Consider the following 18,006-nt stretch of genomic DNA (forward strand, 5'->3'; position numbering starts at 1 on the left):
TGTTTTTTTGATTAAATTTTAATAGTAAATCTTTTATCTAAAATTTCCCCCAATTCACGTCCACCTTCAAACAAATCAATATTTTCTTCACTCAATCCTCTTGTATCAACACCATTCCACATAAAGCCCTTACCATTGTTTTTTATGATGACTATGTCAATCGGAAAGTCTACTGATGCAAGGCTTTTTTGAAGGTCATGCTTAGTAACACCATGAATTCTTGCTAATTTTGGAAGACTTTTAGATATTATTTTATTAAAAGTAAGCTGAGCCCAAATATCCAAAACTAATTCATGGTTATGTGTGGCACTTTCCAACTCTGCTTGTGCAGTTATTTCAAATTCTTTCTCAGGTATCCCTTTTACATTACTAGAATGACATTCTTTTACGTTTAAGTTCGCATCAATATCTATCATGAAACTCTTCTCATTGTCTAACCCGAACAACAACATTTCGTTAATAATACGAGTGTGGTCATACTTTTTGAATGTATCTATTATCAAATTAGTAGTATCATTTTTGTTGTAATTATTATGTATTTTCCACTGTATTTCTTGGATGGGGCCTATATCGCCTGGATTACCTGCTACAGCTAAAGCTTTAGTATCAGTAAGCTTATGAATTTTCCTTGCATAGTATTTTTCGAATTTTTCCTTAACGCTGTTCTTGTACTTATCTTTTTCTCCATCAGACAACCTTCGAGTATCTGCCGATACAAACACTCCATCACCAAATAAAAAACCAATAATTGCAGTCACATTTCTCATCTCCTATCAAATTGTAATTTATGTAAATAATAGGGTTATATGTTACTGATTATATATTATGTGATAAAATTTAACTATATATATTCCAGTCTTTTTAGAGCCAACCAAAACGGAAATTCATCAATTCTAAATGCAAATGATTAAAATACACTTACAAAGGATGATTTAATTGCAAAGTAACTTTTCATTCTTTCGAGGTAATTGGGATGTTCTTGCTAACTTAGGAGAATCAGCAGAAAAAAACGTGCATAAAGACCCACATACTACGTTAATGAAACTGCGTTTATTTGGCGAGACCATTTCTAAGTTCGTATTAGCAATGGAAAACATCCCTGAAGCCCCTAGAGAAAGCCAAGTAGACCGTATTAATACATTACGTAAAGAAGGGTTAATTGAACCTGAGCTAGTAGACATTTTTCATACGCTTCGATTAAAGGGAAACCAGGCGTCACATGAAGCAGATTACGGTGGAGTTGAAGAAGCACAAGCGTTACTTAAGCTGGCGTTCCGTTTATCAATTTGGTTTATGGAAGTGTATGGCGATTGGAATTTTGAAGAGCCAGAGTACATAACTCCTGATGATTTTGACAGCATTGATGTAGATACACTCCAAAATGAATACGAGGACAAAGTGAAAGAGCTTGAGAATGAACTGGCAGCATTAAGACAAAAAGCTGAAACAGAACATGCAGATGTGAGAAATGAACGGAAAAAAGCATCTAAAAGGTTCATGCAACGTCAGCAATTAACAGAAGCAGAAACTCGCTCTATCATTGACGGAAAACTGCGTACTGCTGGTTGGGAAGTAGACTCTAATACGCTAAATCACCATTCTCAAGGGACTCTTCCAGAGAAAAATAGAAACATGGCTATTGCTGAATGGAAGACTAAGGGAGGGCGTGTTGATTATGCTCTGTTTATTGGTCTTAAATTAGTAGGTTTGATAGAAGCGAAAGCAAAAAAAAGGAACATACCAGGCGTGTTGGAAAGCCAAACTAAAACCTATGCTAAGAACATTTTACAAAATGATAGTGAAGAGATAATCGGTAGTTCTGGACAGTATATGGTACCTTTTTTATATGCTACAAACGGTAGGCCATACTTACAACAGTTAAAAGAAGAATCTGGCATTTGGTTCTGGGATTCCCGGAAACCACTGATACACGCACGTCCATTAGAAGCTTGGCATTCACCTGCGGACTTGGAGATGCTTTTAAGTCAAGATGACACTGATGCTAATAAGCGTCTTGAAGAAGAAGATATTACCAAGTTCGGATTAAGAGATTACCAACAAGATGCTGTTTTGGCAACAGAACATTCTCTTAAGGAAGGGCAACGAAGAATGTTGGTCGCTATGGCAACGGGAACTGGTAAGACACGTACTGCTATAGCTCTAATGTATCGGTTAATTAAATCGAAAAAGTCCCGTAGGATATTATTTTTAGTAGACCGTAACTCATTAGGTGAGCAGGCGAAAAATTCACTGGATGATACCAAGATTGAAGGTCTTTCCTTTTCGGATATTTACAATGTTAGTTCTCTTGAGGATGTAACTCCTGATGTGGAAACAAGAGTCCATATTGCTACAGTTCAAGGTATGGTAAAACGATTGTTTTACAATGATGGAGAAAACATTCCAAGTGTTGGTCAGTATGACTTCATCATTGTCGATGAAGCTCACCGTGGCTACACTGTTGACCGTGAAATGACTGACGAAGAGCTGGAGTTTAAAGACCAAAATGATTATGTGAGTCAATACAGACGTGTAATTGATTATTTTGATGCTTCTTGTTTGGGGTTAACTGCTACTCCTGCACTCCATACATCTCAAATCTTCGGAGAACCTATTTTTAAGTATTCGTACAGTGAAGCCGTTTTGGATGGTTGGCTAGTTGACCACGAACCACCGTACTTATTCCAAACTGAACTTGCTCAAGCGGGAATTAGTTTTGAAAAAGACGAAGAAGTTGAAGTATATGATGTGGATAGCGCTGAGATTCAACTAGAGAAAATGGAAGATGAGTTGCATTTTGACGTGGCACAGTTTAACAGAAAAGTCATTACTGAACCTTTTAACAGAGCTGTTCTAAATAAATTAACAGACTATATAGACCCTACCAGCAATGAAAAAACACTTATATTTGCGGCTACTGACCAACATGCAGATTTAATTGTTCGTTTATTGAAGGAAGCATTTACAGAGCGGGGCGATGAAATAGAAGATGATGCCATAGCAAAAATTACTGGTTATACCTATCACGTCAAAGAAGCAATCAGAAGGATGAAAAATGAGCGGTTACCAAATGTCATTGTAACTGTTGATTTACTAACAACTGGTATTGATGTTCCTTCGATTACGAACCTTGTATTTATGAGACGTATCCAATCACGTATTTTGTATGACCAGATGTTGGGCCGTGCTACTCGCTTATGCCCTGACATAGGTAAAACGCATTTCAATATTTTTGATGCCGTGGGTATCTATGACAAGTTGAAAAGTTACACTGAAATGAAACCAGTTGTTAAGAAGCAAAGTGATAGCATCAGCAAATTACACGAATCATTCGCTAATGCTGATTCTGAAGAAGAGGAATCGTTTTTTAAAGAACAACTTGTGGCAAAACTTCAAAGACGCAAGCAAAAACTAAATGATGAGGCTGAACAAAAATTTAAGGAATTATCAGATGGCAAAAGTATTGATGAATGGGTGAATGATGTACAATCATATACACCTAATGAAGCAAGAGGAAATACTGTATTATTCGAATTTATAGAAACGTATAGACCAAGTGGTGAAAAACGCTACATTTCCAACAAGGAAGATAGCGTGGAAGATGTAGTTCGAGGTTATGGTAAAGGAAATAGTCGACCTGAAGACTATATTGATGGTTTTGTTAATTACATCAGAGAAAATCTTAATGAAATTCCAGCACTTTATCTCGTATGTACAAAACCTAAAGACTTAACAAGAAAAGACCTCAGGGAATTGATTACAGTTCTTGAAACGAAAGGTTTTAAAGAATCTCATTTACAAACAGCGTGGAAACAAACTAAAAATGAAGACATAGCTGCTGACATTATTAGTTTTATTCGCCAAGCTGCTCTAGGCGAAGCGCTTGTAGACCACGACGCTCGTATTAAAAATGCCATGCAAAAAGTCTATTCCTTAAATGATTGGACTCCAAGGCAGAAAAATTGGTTAAAAAGAATAGAGAAACAATTGCTTCAGGTCCCTGTATTAGCACCTAATCCAGAAGAAGCTTTTTCTGAAGAGCCATTTAAAAGTAACGGTGGTTATAAAACATTAAAACGTGAGTTTGGAGAAGATATTGACATTGTTGTTAGGACAATTAATGAGAGCCTATATGTAAGTTAATAATTGTGCCTCTTCAATGGGGCACTTTTTCACGTTATAATTATAAAGTTGATTTACAAAAACAGACTACAGATATTTTAAATGTGGGGGAAATAAATAATGAACAACCAAGAAATAGTACAGAAACTATGGAAATTATGTGATGTGCTACGTGATGATGGGATTACATATCAAGAATATGTAACGGAATTAACATATATTTTATTCCTTAAAATGATGAAAGAGCAGGATACTGAGTCAGTTATTTCTGAGGGTTATCGTTGGGATAATTTAGTACAAAAGGAAGGTACTGAATTAAAAAGCTTTTATCAAGAACTGCTATTAAAATTGGGCAAAAGCGAAAATAATAAGCTTCAACAAATTTATATGGATGCTTCCACTAGAATCACAAGTCCTAAAAACTTAGAAACAATAATTAAATCTATTGCTGGCCTTGACTGGTATAACGCTAAAGAAGAAGGCTTGGGGAACCTTTATGAGGGGCTACTCCAGAAGAACGCAAACGAGACTAAATCTGGGGCAGGCCAATACTTCACTCCTCGAGTGTTAATTGATTTAATTGTTCAACTTGTAGACCCGAAGGTTGGGGAAAAGTTAAATGACCCCGCTGCTGGAACATTTGGTTTTATGATTTCAGCTGACCAGTATTTAAAAAATAAGACAGACGATTATTTTGATTTAGACCCAGAATCAGCAAGGTTTCAAAAAGAAGAAGCGTTTACAGGGATGGAACTTGTACAAGGTACTCACCGTCTTGCGTTAATGAATGCTTTGCTTCATGACATGGAAGGTCGTTTAGAGCACGGTGATTCCTTGTCTGGAAATGGTAAATGGATAAAAAACTTTGACGTTATATTAACCAACCCACCTTTTGGTACCAAAAAAGGGGGAGAACGTGTCACTCGTGATGACTTAACCTTTGAAACGTCTAACAAACAATTAAACTTCTTGCAGTTAATTTATAATGCTTTAAAAGATGATGGTAATGCTCGTGCTGCTGTAGTATTACCTGATAATGTGTTGTTTGAAAGTGGTGTAGGTGCACAAATTCGTAATGATTTATTAAATAAGTGCGACTTGCATACAATTTTGAGATTACCTACTGGTATCTTTTATGCTCAAGGTGTAAAAACGAATGTATTATTTTTCAAAAAAGGTAGAACCGACAAAGAAAACACAAAAAATGTATGGGTGTATGACCTTCGAACGAACATGGAGTCATTTGGTAAACGTAATCAATTAACAATGACTCACTTTGAGAACTTTATGAAAGCATATAATGCTGAAGAACGTTCAAAAGTAAATGATGAGAGATGGAACAATTTCACAAGAGAAGAAATTGCAAAGAAAAATGATAGCTTGGACATAGGGTTAATTGCTGATGAATCACTGTCATCTTACAACAACTTGCCAGACCCAGTTGAATCAGCAGAAGATGCAATATTGAAGCTTCAAACGGCAATGAGTTTACTGAATGAAGTTGTAGATGAACTTAAAGCTGGTGAAGAAGATAAGGTGATTAACAAATGAGTAAGAAAAAAAATACCATTGATGAATTATTGGAAGAAGCGATAATACCTGAGGATGAGCATCCTTATGAGGTGCCAATGAATTGGGTTTGGACGTATGTAAAGTCTATTTCAGAGGTAAAAGGGGGCAAAAGACTACCCAAAGGAGAAAAGTTAACAAAACAGATAACTGAACACCCATACCTAAGAGTTGTAGATTTAAGAGGTGGAACTGTTGATGAGGATGATTTAAATTATATAACTAAAGACGTGTATGAAAAAATATCAAGATACACAATTGGTTATGAAGATGTTTATATTACAATTGCTGGAACCATTGGAAGAGTAGGAACTATCCCTTACCATCTCAATGGAGCAAATTTAACGGAAAACGCAGCTAAGATTACAAATATAAAGACTACAAATAAAAATTATCTTTCACAGGTGTTGGAGTCAAATGTAATTACTCAACAAATAAGTGCAGCAGTAAGGGCTACCTCTCAACCAAAATTAGCTTTGCACAGAATAAAAGACCTTGCAATACCTTTGCCTCCACTTAATGAACAAAAGCGTATAGCTGAGAAGGTGGAACGTCTTTTAAATAAAGTTGAAGAAGCAAAACAGTTAATTGAAGAAGCGAAAGAAACATTTGAGCATAGACGTTTAGCAATCTTGGATAAAGCATTCCGTGGAGAACTAACTGCTAATTGGCGTAAAAAACATAATCAATATCACATTTCTATTAATTATATTAATGAAACGAAAAAAGAATATTATGAGTCTTTAGAGAAAAAGGCGAATTCTGTGGAAGAAGTCGACCAGAGTAATTATCCTTTCAACATTCCTACCGAATGGAAATGGGTCAAAGCAATAGATGTGTGTGATGTCAGGGACGGTACACACGACTCACCAAAGTATATGAAGAATGGATATCCATTAATAACCTCTAAAAATCTTAAGTTCGGCGAAATAGATTTTAGTAACGTAAAATATATAAGTGAAACAGACCATAACAATATAAATAAACGTTCCAAAGTGAATGAGGGTGATATCTTGTTTGCCATGATAGGAACGATTGGGAATCCTGTATTAATTAGAGAAATTAAGGAAGAATTTAGTATAAAAAATGTCGCATTATTTAAGTCTCTAAAAAGTGTTAATGAAGAATTCTTAGCATATTATCTAGAAAGTATTAACTATTTAGAACCTATAAAAAAGAATGCTAAAGGAAGTACTCAAAAGTTTGTAGGTTTGAATAAGTTGCGTGAAAGCTTAATTCCAATTCCACCTCTAGAGGAACAACTAGTTATAGTAAAAGAATTAAAGAAGTTACTTAATTATGAAAAGCAATCATTTAAAAAGATAAGGGATATTAATATAGGAGAGTTGAGGGAATCAATTCTTTTAAAAGCCTTTAGAGGTGAGCTTGGAACGAACGACCCAACTGAAGAAAATGCGATTGAACTTTTAAAAGAAAGTCTTCAAGAACAAGTAAAATAAGGATTTTATTGTAAAATAAGCAGTCCTTAATTTTTTTGTCTTTCTCACAGTAATTACCTTACATTGGTTATAACCTCAATATAATAGTTGTGTAATGAAAAACAAAACAATTTATTGGGGGATAATTATTATGAGAAGTTACACATTTACAAAATTGGAGAAGCCGTATGTAAAACTGGGTTCAGGAAAAGTAAAAGAGGTCTTTTATAATAAGGATATGAACAATTTAATGGTATTTGACCCACATAGAGGTTCAAATGTTGGTGAAGTGTTAGGTTACACAAAAGAAGAGCCGTATACTTTCCTGATGGAGAAGTTAAACTCAGAAAAAGGTATCATCGTGGAATGGTATAAGTGTGACCACACAACCAGCGATTACAACATATACTATGGATTAGATGTTGAAACTATTGCATCTAAACCTTTTTATGAAGCCTTGAATACTCTTAAAGAATCAAGAGGAAATACTGCTTCCTGTTATAAATTTAATGAAATTAAAGATGGAGTAGTGGTCCCTGCTAGCTTTATTCAAGTTGAAAGTTAATCAATAACTAACAAATAATAATAACGGAGTATTCGTTTATATCGAATACTCCGTTAATTTTTGTTAAATTTCATAGAGTATATCAGACCTTCCCCTCAATTTATCTGAAACAGAAAGATACCACGATTGATGGCGTTTACTCCACTTTTTAAGGATTAAAAAGTTTTCCCATGTTATTTGATATATTGCTTTTAAGGAGAAGTTTTCATCAAACATTACTATAATTACGTATTCAAATAATTTGTCTTGAGGTAGTTTAGAATCTTTCGGATTTAAGTCTTTAAAAACTCCAGTTGTGCTGTTGGATGTTGTTTTGATACTGTAACGTTCATTTTGTGTATTGATGGCATCCACATTTTTTTGCCCAATGGGCTCTGCTTGCAAATCTGGCAATGAAGAAGTTTTTTTATAATGATTTAATGCTCGCGTTTCTCCCATGTCTCCAACGACATTTTTGGTCCTTATTATCTTTCTGTCTCTTAATACTTTTAATAATACGCCATAGCTTTCAATGAGTGTATCGTCATCCATTCTCCTTAATATTTCCCTCAATTTTTGTATCAAATCTTCCATCAAAAGTCCTCCCTTAAAAAACTGGATTACTATACATTACACATATATCAGTGAAATCCTCCTTACTTGGTATTTATTCACAATATAATAACTTCAAATAGACTTTGGAGGGTTTGTATATGGAAGAGAAATATTATGTTTACACTCATGAACTTGATGGGGAAATCATTTACGTTGGGAAAGGTTCAAGATATCGTGCAAAAAACTTCGGTCATAGAAGGGAAAAGTGGAAGGAAATTGTGAGCGATAAAGAACACTTAATTAAAGTGGATATTGTTGGATGGTTCCAGGATGAAATGCAAGCATACGCTACTGAAGAAGAATTAATACGCTACTATAAGAAACAAGGTCTTTGCAAAGCGAACGTAAGCATTGGTAGGAAACACGCTGAAGAGATTAAATCATTGATAAGTGAAAAAGTTAAAGGGCTAAATAATTCAATGTATGGCAAGACTTTTACCAATGAACATAAACGGAATCTGAGCGAGTCTCGAAAAGGCCCCAAAAATCATTTGTATGGTAAAACTGGTAGGGAGCATACAAGTTCAAAACGAGCAGTTGCCATATTCCCGAACGGCAAGAAAGTGCAAGCACATTCGAAAAAGGAATTGGTGGCAATTATAACTGAGGAATACGGGATAAGTGGTAGTATGATTAACCGATTATTTGCTTCTGGAGAACCTTTTCAAGCAAGGTATAAGAAACATGAAAGAGCAAAAGGAATGGTAGTTATGTATAATTCAGCTTAAATACTTCTGTATGTTGTTTACAGAAAATTGTTTATTTTTATGTGAGGTATTGATATAATCGAATTGTGACATACAGGGTTTGGAATGCGGTGAAAACAGTACTTCCGAACTTGGTCATACAACCACATATAAATAGGGTATTTATGCTTTGGAAACCTTGATATTACAGGATTTATGCTTTTTCTTACTTTGCACTACGGACCGCGTAGCGAAATACAACCAGCTTCTTCGTATCGAAGATCAGCTGCTTGGTACGGCCGTTTACGCTGGTGAGAAAGCTTTCTACAACCTGAATAAGTAATTCTGCTCAAAAGCCTCTCTGATGGATTCAGAGAGGCTTTTTTATGTGATAAACTAGATACATACGTTAATGGAGTAGGAGAACGATCACGAATGAAGAAGTTCATTGTAATTGGAATGATCATCACTCTGTTGTACAGCGCATACACGGCTTATTCGGTATGGACCTTCGGGGAAGGCAGCCAGCCGCCTGAGGCGGATGCCGCCATCGTGCTGGGAGCTGCTCAGTGGAATGGCAAGCCGAGCCCGGTTTTTGAGGGGCGCTTGAAGCAGGGAATTGAGCTGTATGAAAAAGGGCATGTGGACTACCTGATCTTTACAGGCGGGAAGAGTGAGCAGGCCGCTTCCTCTGAAGCAGAAGTAGGACGGGAGTATGCTTTGGAAAAGGGGGTCCCTGAGGAAGATATCCTTTATGAAGACAGCTCGTTGATGACAGAAGACAATATCATCAACGCAAAGGAAGTAACAGAGGAAAAAAATTTAGAAACGTTTTTAATTGTCAGTGACCAGTTTCATTTAAAGCGGGCCGTCGCTATGGCAGAGAGTTATGGGATGTCTGCCAAAGGTGTACCGACCCAGTATTCAGCTTATCAATCGCTGGATACGAAGCTGCCCTTCTTCCTCCGGGAGTGGGGGTTCTGGATGGGGCACCAGCTGACCAATCTGCTGATTGTTTGAGGTGAAGAAGATGGAATTAGGCGAAGCGGTGAAAAAACGCCGTTCGATTCACGAATATGAACCGAAACTTGTGGAGGAAGATGTGCTGAAAAATATCTTCCGTACAGCGGCATGGGCGCCGACCCATCGGATGAAAGAGCCATGGAATGTTCATCTTTACCAGGAAAAGGGGAAAGAGCGTTATGCAGAGGCTGTGCTCGACAGCTATGAGCGTCAAGGATTCTTTCAAGGCTATGATGAAGAAAAATCCCGGCGGCTGAAAAAAGGGATTGGTGATTTTCTTCTGCAGATTCCACACCACGCTCTCATTTACATGCCAAAGGACGAAGATGAGCGCAAGTTTGAAGAAGACTATGCAGCCGTATGTGCGTATGTTCAAAATGTCCAGCTCCTCGCCTGGGAAGCTGGTGTAGGCGTACTCTGGACGACCAGTCCTTACCTTCACGATCCAGAATTTGCAAAGGGAGTAGGTTTAGACCCATCTTTCTATAAACTGGTTTCTGTGCTTCAGATCGGCTATCCAAAGCGGATCCCAAAAGCGAAACAACGCACGGATATTGGAGATAAAATGAAGGTTATTCGAACATAAAAAAGCTGACACCCTAGCGGGTGTCAGCTTTTTTTGCTGGTTGTACAGCGTCTTTATCCTCAGGCAGAGGGTCGACGGTATGGTTATATTCATAACCTTTATGAACAGCCATTCCGAATAATGCAGCAATGCCCAGGACAATACCAATACTGACAATCATAATGACTGCGAAAGTCAATAGCTTCACCACTTTCGTCCTTGTAATGGCAGGGGTCATTCACAACAGGCCGGATTCATTGTCCCTCGCCCTTTGAGGAAAATTATTTCATCTGCGTTTTTTCTTTGATGAAGGCAACGACTTCTTCGGCTGTCCCCATAGAAAGAATTTCATCTTTATAAGCAGCGAGTTCCTTCTTGGACAGATCCTTGATCTGTGTACGGGCAGGAAGGATGGACGTGGCACTCATGCTGAACTCATCCAGGCCTAGTCCAAGCAGGATCGGGATGGCAATCTCATCGCCGGCCATCTCTCCGCACATGCCGGCCCATTTGCCTTCTGCGTGTGCAGCTTCAATGACATTGTTGATCAGATTCAAAATCGCCGGGTTGTATGGCTGATACAAGTAGGATACGCGCTCGTTCATACGGTCGGCAGCCATTGTATATTGAATCAGATCATTGGTTCCGATACTGAAGAAATCCACTTCTTTAGCGAATTGGCGGGCAATGACAGCAGTCGCTGGAATTTCCACCATCATACCGATTTCAATGCCATCAGCAATGTCGTACCCTTCGCTTTTCAGGTTGGCACGCTCTTCTTCGAGGATCGCTTTAGCCTGACGGAACTCATCAAGAGTAGCGATCATTGGGAACATGATCTTCAAGTTTCCGTGGACGCTTGCACGCAGCAGTGCACGCAGCTGAACGCGGAAGATATCATCACGCTCCAGGCACAGGCGGATCGCACGGTACCCGAGGAACGGGTTCATTTCTTCAGGAAGATCAAGGTAGGAAAGCTCCTTGTCTCCACCGATATCAAGCGTACGGACGACAACAGGCTGTTCACCCATTTGTTTCAGTACTGAGGAGTAGGCTTCAAACTGCTCTTCTTCGGTTGGGAGCTGGCTCTTGCCCATGTATAGGAATTCTGTACGGTAAAGGCCGACACCTTCGCCGCCATTGTTCAGAACACCTTCAACATCTTCCGGAGTACCAATGTTCGCTACAAGCTCCACATGTTCTCCTTCAGAGGTAAGGGTAGGCTCGTCTTTCAGCTTCGCCCACTCCTGTTTCTGCTTCTCGAAGTCTTCCTGCTTCTGCTGGTATGTGGAAATCTGTTCTTCAGATGGATCAACGATTACGTCCCCGTTAATGCCGTCTACAATAATCATGATATCCTTTCCAGCTTTGGAAGTGATCTCTTTTGTACCGACAACGGCCGGGATTTCAAGAGAGCGGGCCATAATGGCTGAGTGGGAAGTACGTCCGCCAATATCTGTTGTGAATCCCTTAACGAACTGCTTGTTCAACTGAGCAGTATCGGAAGGTGTCAGATCATCCGCTACAATGACAACTTCTTCATTGATGAGTGCAGGGTCCGGGAAAGTAACGCCGAGCAGGTGAGCCATTACGCGTTTTGTGACATCATTGATGTCTGCAGCGCGTTCGCGCATATACTCATTGTCCATGTTCTTGAACATATCGATGAACATATTCGCTGTTTCGGAAAGAGCTGCCTCTGCGTTAACGTTATCATTTTTGATTTTGTCTTCGATCGGCTGGATCAATTCTGGATCACTAAGAACGAGCAGGTGGGCAGAGAAAATTTCTGCATGCTCATCACCAAGTGATTTTTTTGTATGGGCCTTGATTTTTTCAAGTTCTGTTTTTGAGATCTCAAGTGCTTCTTGAAGACGGGAGATCTCTTGTTCCGGATTTTCTACTTTCTTTTTATCGAAAGAAAGGTCCGGAGCTTCCAGACGGTAGACTTTTGCGATGGCAATACCGCTGGAAGCTGCAATACCTTGAAGCTGTGTCATGCTGTTATTCCCCCAAGCTTTCATTCTTCATTGTTGTTTCCAAGTGATCGATCGCTTCCTGTTCGTCACTGCCTTCTGCCGTGATTTTCACTTCGGCATTAGCTGGAATCCCAAGGCTCATGATGCCCATGATGGACTTCAGGTTAACGGATTTTTCTTTGTAGTGAAGATTAATATCAGACTCGTACTTCCCGGCGTTCTGGACTAGAACGGTCGCAGGACGAGCGTGTACACCATCAGCAGATGTAATTGTAAAAGTTTTTTCTACCATAGTAGATATCCTCCTTATAAAAATTGGTTGTTATTGAATTACCCTAACTTTCTTATTTTAAGCCTTTCGGAGGTCTTTTTTCAAGAATCCTACGACAATTGCAGAAAGAATTGACCCGGCAATAATAGCCAGTAGATAAAGAAGGATCTGTCCGACTCCACCTTCAACAAGTGGAGCTACGATAATACCGCCGTGCGGGGCGCGGAGACCGATACCGAACAACATTGTCAGCATACCTGCAAGCGCACTTCCGGCTACCATGGATGGAATGACACGAGCTGGATCGGCGGCTGCGAATGGAATCGCACCTTCCGTAATGAAGAAAGCACCGAGTGGGTAAGCAGCCTTACCTGTTTCGCGTTCTTCTTTCGTGAATTTATTTTTGAAGAATGTTGTGGCAAGTCCCATAGCAAGTGGTGGAACCATTCCACCAGCCATGGCAGCTGCAATAAACGTATAGTTCCCAGCATCCAGCGCTGCAATGCCGAATGTGTAGGCCGCTTTGTTGACAGGGCCTCCCATATCGACCGCCATCATGCCGCCCACAATCAATCCGAGCAGAGCGAGGTTGGAACCGCTCATGGAATCCAGAAGATCAAACAACCACGTGTAAACGCTTGTTAAAGCCGGGTTGATCAAAAGCATAATCATACCTGTACCGAAGATGGCGAACACAGGATAAAGCAGGACTGTTTTCAAGCCGTCCATAACAGCAGGCAGGCCTTCGAGCATTTTCTTCACGCCAAGTGTTAAATAACCAGCAAGGAAACCAGCAATAAGTCCACCTAAGAAACCGGAGCCATTCCCTGCACCTTCGACGGTCTGTGTAATGGCAATCAAACCACCGACCATACCAGGAGCAAAACCAGGTCTGTCCGCAATACTGGATGCGATAAAGCCGGCCAGTACAGGGACGAGCAGGAAGAACGCATTGGCGCCGCCGATAATGCTGAGCATTTCAGCGAAGCGGTTGTATTCAGCACTGTTCGGATCGGCTGAGTTGATTCCCCAGAAGAAGGAAATCGCAATCAGGATTCCGCCTCCGACAACGAATGGAAGCATGTTGGATACACCATTCATTAAATGCTTGTAAAAGCCTGTCCGCTGACCTTTTTCACTGGAAGATTCCTTGGAGCCGCCTCCACTTCCTTGAAAGACAGGAGCATCCTGATTCAAGGCTTTGTTGATCAGTTCCTTCGGCTCGTGAATCGCTTTGGCTACAGGCACTTCAATGACATGTTTCCCTTGGAAATCTTCCATATCCACCTTTGTGTCAGCAGCTACGATAATAGCTGCTGCGTCAGCGATGTCTTCTTTCGTCAAACGGTTCTTTACACCGCTGGATCCGTTCGTCTGTACTTTAATCGGTACGCCCATTTCCTTCGCTGTGGCTTTCAGCTTATCAGCAGCCATGTAGGTGTGGGCAATTCCGGTCGGACAGGCGGTGACAGCCAGGATTTTTCCAGAAGGTTGATCATTGGCCTCCTCTTCAGGCTCTTCGTCCTCGGCTTCTTTCGCATTAATTGCTGCAATGATTTCCTCTTTCGTTTGAGCGGCTTCCAGCTGCTCACGGAATTTATTATCCATCAAGAAAGAGGATAGACGGGAGAGTGTTTCCAAGTGCGTGTTGTTTGCCCCCTCGGAAGCAGCAATCATAAAGAATAAATGTGTCGGCTGGCCATCAAGGGACTCATAATCAAGGCCTTCCTGTGAGCGTCCGAATGCAATGGCGGGATTCTGCACGGCGTTTGTTTTTGCGTGCGGGATGGCAATGCCGTCTCCAATCCCTGTCGTGCTCTGGCCTTCTCTATCTTCGATCGCTTTCTTAAAGCCACCGCGGTCGTTTAAACGGCCGGCCTCATCCAGCTTATCGACTAATTCATCGATCGCTTCCGGCTTTGAAGAAGCGGACATGTTCAGGACAATCGTCTCTTCTGTTAACAAGTCTGTAATTCTCATTTCGAATCACTCCTTTATTGAATTGGTGATACGTTGATTTGCTCAAGCAGCTGAAGGACATCCTCCTGCTGACAAAGGTCATCCTGAAACGCTGTAGCGCTCCCTGATGCGACACCGAATCGGAAGGCCTCTGTTATGGACCTCCCTTTTGAATAGGCAGCGAGGAATCCCGCAACGACGGAATCACCGGCACCTACTGAGTTTTTGACGGTCCCTTCAGGAACATTGGCATACCATTGTTCTTCCCGCCCCACATATACGGCTCCCTGGCCGCCCATGGAAACGATCACGTTTTCGACTCCTTGTTCTACCAGTTTCTTCCCATATAAAGCTGCATCCTCAGGGGTATTGATTTCTGCATTAAATAAATCCCCCAGTTCATGATGGTTCGGCTTCATGAGGAACAAGGTCTGTCCCAGAATCTGTTTCAACGCTTCTCCTGATGTATCGAGAACCACCTTTGTATGATTTCTTTCGCAGATCGTAGTAATCTTTTCATAATAATCTCCCGGAAGAGAAGAAGGAACGCTGCCCGCGAGGACTAAGATGTCCTCACTGGTCAATTGCTGAACCTGATCCAGCAGTGCCTGCTGCATGTCTTCAGCCAAGGCAGGTCCCGGACCGTTGATTTCTGTTTCGTCTCCAGATTTCAGTTTTACGTTCACCCTTGTTTTTTGACCGGTGTTCATAAACTGGTGCTGGACACCTTCTTCGTCAAGGAAATCGCTGATAAAGTCACCGCTGAAACCACCGATGAAACCGAGAGCCCTGGATTGGACACCCAGCCGATTGACGACCCTGGAGACATTGATGCCTTTTCCTCCAGGATAGAAAAATGTCTGCCCGGCGCGGTTTAATCCACCAGCCTCAAATGAATCCACATGCATGATGTAATCGATGGATGGATTCAGCGTGCAGGTATAAATCATGTTGTCACAACCTTTATATTCGTTTTTTCGGCATAGTCCATGTATGTCGTGCCGTTATCATTTGTAATAATATCTGCCTCATGTATGTCTGCGAACTGGGTGAACGACGTTTCGCCGAACTTGGTATGATCGGCTAATATGAAACGTTCGCGCGAGAGCTGCAGTGTACGCTGTTTAATCGCTGCTTCCTCTGGATCCGGAGTCGTAAAGCCGTCCTCCAGCGTTATTCCGTTGACCCCCATAAAGCAGTTGTCAAATCGGTACTGCTTGAGGTTTTGTAAAGCTCCTGCTCCTACAACAGCCCCGGTGCGGGATTTCACAAGCCCACCGAGTACATACGTTCGAATGCCATGGTCCGTAAGAGCCAGCAGGTGATCCAGGCCGTTGGTTACCACGATAATATCCTTCTGTTTTAGAAAAGGAATCATTTCGTAAGTTGTCGAACCAGCGTCAACAAAAATCGAATCACCATCTTTAACGAAAGAAGCGGCATAGGAAGCGATGGCCCGCTTTTCCTCTTGGAGTTTCGTCTGCTTGTCCTTCATGGCTGGTTCATCGGCAGCAGACTGCTTGATCGATGCTCCGCCGTGGACGCGCCGCAGGTGACCTTGTCTTTCCAATTCATCAAGGTCGCGGCGGATGGTTGACTCTGACGCCTGAGTAACATCGACGAGCTGTTTAATGGATGCGGTCTGATTGTTTTTGACTATTTCTAATATCCGCTCGTGTCTTTCAGGTGTAAGCATTGGAGTCATCTCCTTGGTCTTTATACTTGTATTATAAAGAAAGCCCTTTCAAAAAACAAGCATATTCTTTCAAAAACAATCAAAAAACATCAACACCAATCATAGGCTTTCTATTAAAGGAAACGGGATGTTCTTGCCGGCTTTCGGCTTTTATGCTACATTTAAAATAGTTATTTGTACGTCTTTAGGAGGTGTTCGAACATCATGGAAACACTTGTTATCACTTTGCTGACCATAGATACAATCGCACTTATCGTTTTAGTACTACTGCAATCCGGAAAGAGTGCAGGGTTGTCCGGAGCTATTTCCGGTGGAGCTGAGCAGTTGTTCGGAAAGCAGAAAGCCCGCGGAATCGATGCTGTTCTGCATAGATCGACCGTCGTAACCGGAGTCCTGTTCTTCGTTTTGGCTTTTCTTACAGGCTATATCGTTTAATGGATGACAGCTGAACGTTAAAAACCACGCGTTTATACAATGCGTGGTTTTTCTTTTTTTATCAGGGAAGATATATGGATGCAGCTGATTTTTTCTACATAATTCCCTGGAAGGTCTGCGTGGGTTCTCTGCTGATCGTTGGTTCAATCCCGTTCCGAAATGCAGAGGTTTGTTGTGGGAACCAGATGGGAAGTCTGATCATAGGTTTAATCCTTCCGGGAGACGGATACGCAGAATGTGCCAGGGCGGTGTAATTTTGGTAAAATAGAATACATTGCTGAAAAGAATGAAATTTATCAATATAGGACATAGATGAAGTAAGGAGAGAATGAACATGAAGATCAAACAACCTCAGCCATTTACGTTTGAGGGAGGAGACCGTGCGGTATTATTATTACATGGATTCACCGGCCACTCTGCCGATGTGCGCATGCTGGGCCGGTTTTTACAGAAGCACGGGTACACCACCCACGCCCCTATTTATGCCGGTCATGGCAGAGAGTTTGAAGCTCTGCTTGATGCAAGACCTGAGGACTGGTGGAACGATGTACAGGAAGCGTTGAACCACTTGAGGGAACTCGGATATAAGGAAATCGCTGTGGCAGGATTGTCTCTTGGCGGGGTCCTGGGACTGAAAACCGCCTATTCTGCTCCAGTCAAAGGTCTGGTCACGATGTGTTCCCCTGTTTTCTTCGATAACGAAAAACAGCTGACGAAAACGTTCGAATTCAAAGCACGTCAGTATAAGCAGCTGGAAGGAAAAGATGAAGAGACCATTGAAAAGGAAATCCAGGAACTGCTTGATGAATCGAAGGAAATGTTCACAGAACTTGGCGGATTAATTAATGAAGTACACGATAACATTGATCAAATTTATACGCCGACCTTCGTGGTACAGGGAACACAGGATGATATGATCAATACAAGCAGTGCCGATTATATATACGAGCAGGTAGAAACAGACGATAAACAAATCAAATGGTACGAAAATTCCGGACATGTCATTACGATGGACAAGGAAAAAGAAGAGCTGCATGAAGATATTCTGCAGTTCCTGAATTCCCTTGACTGGTCCTGACGCGTCTGGTCCTTCACTCAAAAGG

17 protein-coding genes and 1 pseudogene are annotated in these 18,006 nt (G+C 41.0%); 10 read left to right on the forward strand and 8 right to left on the reverse strand.

The annotated features are described in order from the left end of the window. Nucleotides 1-11: 11 nt before the first annotated feature. Complete coding sequence (locus H615_RS0117460; RefSeq protein WP_027956343.1) at nt 12-758, reverse strand: Ntn hydrolase family protein; 747 nt, start codon at nt 756-758, stop codon at nt 12-14. Between the two features lie 178 nt (nt 759-936). Between H615_RS0117460 and hsdR the strand changes: the two genes are divergently transcribed. The 4 genes from hsdR (at nt 937) to H615_RS0117480 (ending at nt 7,695) form a co-directional block, all read left to right on the forward strand. Then, complete coding sequence (hsdR, locus tag H615_RS0117465; protein WP_027956344.1) at nt 937-4,143, forward strand: type I restriction-modification system endonuclease; 3,207 nt, start codon at nt 937-939, stop codon at nt 4,141-4,143. Nucleotides 4,144-4,242: 99 nt separating this feature from the next. After that, nucleotides 4,243-5,673 (forward strand): class I SAM-dependent DNA methyltransferase, encoded by a 1,431-nt coding sequence (locus tag H615_RS0117470; RefSeq protein WP_027956345.1) that lies wholly within the window; start codon nt 4,243-4,245, stop codon nt 5,671-5,673. Further along, nucleotides 5,670-7,151: a restriction endonuclease subunit S gene (locus H615_RS0117475; protein WP_027956346.1), complete on the forward strand. Its 1,482-nt coding sequence runs from the start codon at nt 5,670-5,672 to the stop codon at nt 7,149-7,151. Before H615_RS0117470 ends, H615_RS0117475 begins: the two co-directional genes overlap by 4 nt. Before the next feature lie 130 nt (nt 7,152-7,281). After that, nucleotides 7,282-7,695 (forward strand): hypothetical protein, encoded by a 414-nt coding sequence (locus tag H615_RS0117480; protein ID WP_027956347.1) that lies wholly within the window; start codon nt 7,282-7,284, stop codon nt 7,693-7,695. 63 nt (nt 7,696-7,758) lie between these two features. Here the strand turns inward: H615_RS0117480 and H615_RS0117485 are convergent, their stop codons facing one another. Then, a complete protein-coding gene (locus H615_RS0117485) occupies nt 7,759-8,268 on the reverse strand; it encodes a hypothetical protein (RefSeq protein WP_051254762.1) in 510 nt (169 codons plus the stop codon). 119 nt (nt 8,269-8,387) lie between these two features. On the opposite strand from H615_RS0117485, the gene H615_RS0117490 reads away from it, so the two are divergent. The 4 genes and pseudogenes from H615_RS0117490 (at nt 8,388) to H615_RS0117500 (ending at nt 10,584) form a co-directional block, all read left to right on the forward strand. After that, entirely contained in the window at nt 8,388-9,017 is a 630-nt protein-coding gene (locus H615_RS0117490; RefSeq protein ID WP_027956349.1) for an NUMOD3 domain-containing DNA-binding protein, read from the forward strand. A gap of 196 nt (nt 9,018-9,213) precedes the next feature. Beyond that, a pseudogene (locus tag H615_RS22170) lies at nt 9,214-9,318 on the forward strand (hypothetical protein); the annotation flags it as partial. A gap of 92 nt (nt 9,319-9,410) precedes the next feature. After that, the gene (locus H615_RS0117495) at nt 9,411-9,995 is read left to right on the forward strand and encodes a YdcF family protein (protein ID WP_027956350.1); all 585 of its coding nucleotides are present in this window, start codon (nt 9,411-9,413) and stop codon (nt 9,993-9,995) included. Nucleotides 9,996-10,005: 10 nt separating this feature from the next. Continuing rightward, nucleotides 10,006-10,584, forward strand: coding sequence for a nitroreductase family protein (locus H615_RS0117500; protein WP_027956351.1), 579 nt, complete (start codon nt 10,006-10,008; stop codon nt 10,582-10,584). Nucleotides 10,585-10,597: 13 nt separating this feature from the next. Here H615_RS0117500 and ytzI read toward each other — a convergent pair whose 3' ends face one another. The 6 genes from ytzI to H615_RS0117530 all read right to left on the reverse strand — a co-directional run bounded on the left by ytzI (nt 10,598) and on the right by H615_RS0117530 (nt 16,468). Beyond that, on the reverse strand, nt 10,598-10,771 hold the full coding sequence (ytzI, locus tag H615_RS22175) for a YtzI protein (RefSeq protein WP_156896521.1): 174 nt from the start codon (nt 10,769-10,771) through the stop codon (nt 10,598-10,600). 73 nt (nt 10,772-10,844) lie between these two features. Next, nucleotides 10,845-12,563 carry a phosphoenolpyruvate--protein phosphotransferase gene (gene ptsP / locus H615_RS0117510; protein ID WP_027956352.1) on the reverse strand — a complete coding sequence of 573 codons (1,719 nt, stop codon included), beginning with the start codon at nt 12,561-12,563 and terminating at the stop codon, nt 10,845-10,847. A 4-nt stretch (nt 12,564-12,567) separates the two neighbouring features. Then, nucleotides 12,568-12,834 carry a phosphocarrier protein HPr gene (locus tag H615_RS0117515; protein ID WP_027956353.1) on the reverse strand — a complete coding sequence of 89 codons (267 nt, stop codon included), beginning with the start codon at nt 12,832-12,834 and terminating at the stop codon, nt 12,568-12,570. A gap of 57 nt (nt 12,835-12,891) precedes the next feature. After that, a complete protein-coding gene (locus tag H615_RS0117520; RefSeq protein ID WP_027956354.1) occupies nt 12,892-14,793 on the reverse strand; it encodes a PTS fructose transporter subunit IIABC in 1,902 nt (633 codons plus the stop codon). 14 nt (nt 14,794-14,807) lie between these two features. Then, nucleotides 14,808-15,722 carry a 1-phosphofructokinase gene (pfkB, locus tag H615_RS0117525; RefSeq protein WP_027956355.1) on the reverse strand — a complete coding sequence of 305 codons (915 nt, stop codon included), beginning with the start codon at nt 15,720-15,722 and terminating at the stop codon, nt 14,808-14,810. Continuing rightward, nucleotides 15,719-16,468, reverse strand: coding sequence for a DeoR/GlpR family DNA-binding transcription regulator (locus H615_RS0117530; RefSeq protein ID WP_027956356.1), 750 nt, complete (start codon nt 16,466-16,468; stop codon nt 15,719-15,721). Before H615_RS0117530 ends, pfkB begins: the two co-directional genes overlap by 4 nt. Before the next feature lie 204 nt (nt 16,469-16,672). On the opposite strand from H615_RS0117530, the gene secG reads away from it, so the two are divergent. Beyond that, nucleotides 16,673-16,903, forward strand: coding sequence for a preprotein translocase subunit SecG (secG, locus tag H615_RS0117535; RefSeq protein WP_027956357.1), 231 nt, complete (start codon nt 16,673-16,675; stop codon nt 16,901-16,903). Nucleotides 16,904-17,237: 334 nt separating this feature from the next. Further along, entirely contained in the window at nt 17,238-17,981 is a 744-nt protein-coding gene (locus H615_RS0117540) for an alpha/beta hydrolase (RefSeq protein ID WP_027956358.1), read from the forward strand. Nucleotides 17,982-18,006: the final 25 nt, after the last annotated feature.

Source organism: Halobacillus kuroshimensis DSM 18393 (genome assembly GCF_000425705.1).
Taxonomy (GTDB): domain Bacteria; phylum Bacillota; class Bacilli; order Bacillales; family Halobacillaceae; genus Halobacillus; species Halobacillus kuroshimensis.

Excerpts from the sequence above, each read along its gene's own strand:
- H615_RS0117470 (WP_027956345.1), top strand. The coding sequence starts at position 4,243 with ATGAACAACCAAGAAATAGTACAGAAACTATGGAAATTATGTGATGTG.
- H615_RS0117475 (WP_027956346.1), top strand. The coding sequence starts at position 5,670 with ATGAGTAAGAAAAAAAATACCATTGATGAATTATTGGAAGAAGCGATA.
- H615_RS0117480 (WP_027956347.1), top strand. The coding sequence starts at position 7,282 with ATGAGAAGTTACACATTTACAAAATTGGAGAAGCCGTATGTAAAACTG.
- H615_RS0117485 (WP_051254762.1), bottom strand. The coding sequence starts at position 8,268 with ATGGAAGATTTGATACAAAAATTGAGGGAAATATTAAGGAGAATGGAT.
- H615_RS0117490 (WP_027956349.1), top strand. The coding sequence starts at position 8,388 with ATGGAAGAGAAATATTATGTTTACACTCATGAACTTGATGGGGAAATC.
- H615_RS0117495 (WP_027956350.1), top strand. The coding sequence starts at position 9,411 with ATGAAGAAGTTCATTGTAATTGGAATGATCATCACTCTGTTGTACAGC.
- H615_RS0117500 (WP_027956351.1), top strand. The coding sequence starts at position 10,006 with ATGGAATTAGGCGAAGCGGTGAAAAAACGCCGTTCGATTCACGAATAT.
- ptsP (WP_027956352.1), bottom strand. The coding sequence starts at position 12,563 with ATGACACAGCTTCAAGGTATTGCAGCTTCCAGCGGTATTGCCATCGCA.
- H615_RS0117515 (WP_027956353.1), bottom strand. The coding sequence starts at position 12,834 with ATGGTAGAAAAAACTTTTACAATTACATCTGCTGATGGTGTACACGCT.
- H615_RS0117520 (WP_027956354.1), bottom strand. The coding sequence starts at position 14,793 with ATGAGAATTACAGACTTGTTAACAGAAGAGACGATTGTCCTGAACATG.
- pfkB (WP_027956355.1), bottom strand. The coding sequence starts at position 15,722 with ATGATTTATACCTGCACGCTGAATCCATCCATCGATTACATCATGCAT.
- H615_RS0117530 (WP_027956356.1), bottom strand. The coding sequence starts at position 16,468 with ATGCTTACACCTGAAAGACACGAGCGGATATTAGAAATAGTCAAAAAC.
- secG (WP_027956357.1), top strand. The coding sequence starts at position 16,673 with ATGGAAACACTTGTTATCACTTTGCTGACCATAGATACAATCGCACTT.
- H615_RS0117540 (WP_027956358.1), top strand. The coding sequence starts at position 17,238 with ATGAAGATCAAACAACCTCAGCCATTTACGTTTGAGGGAGGAGACCGT.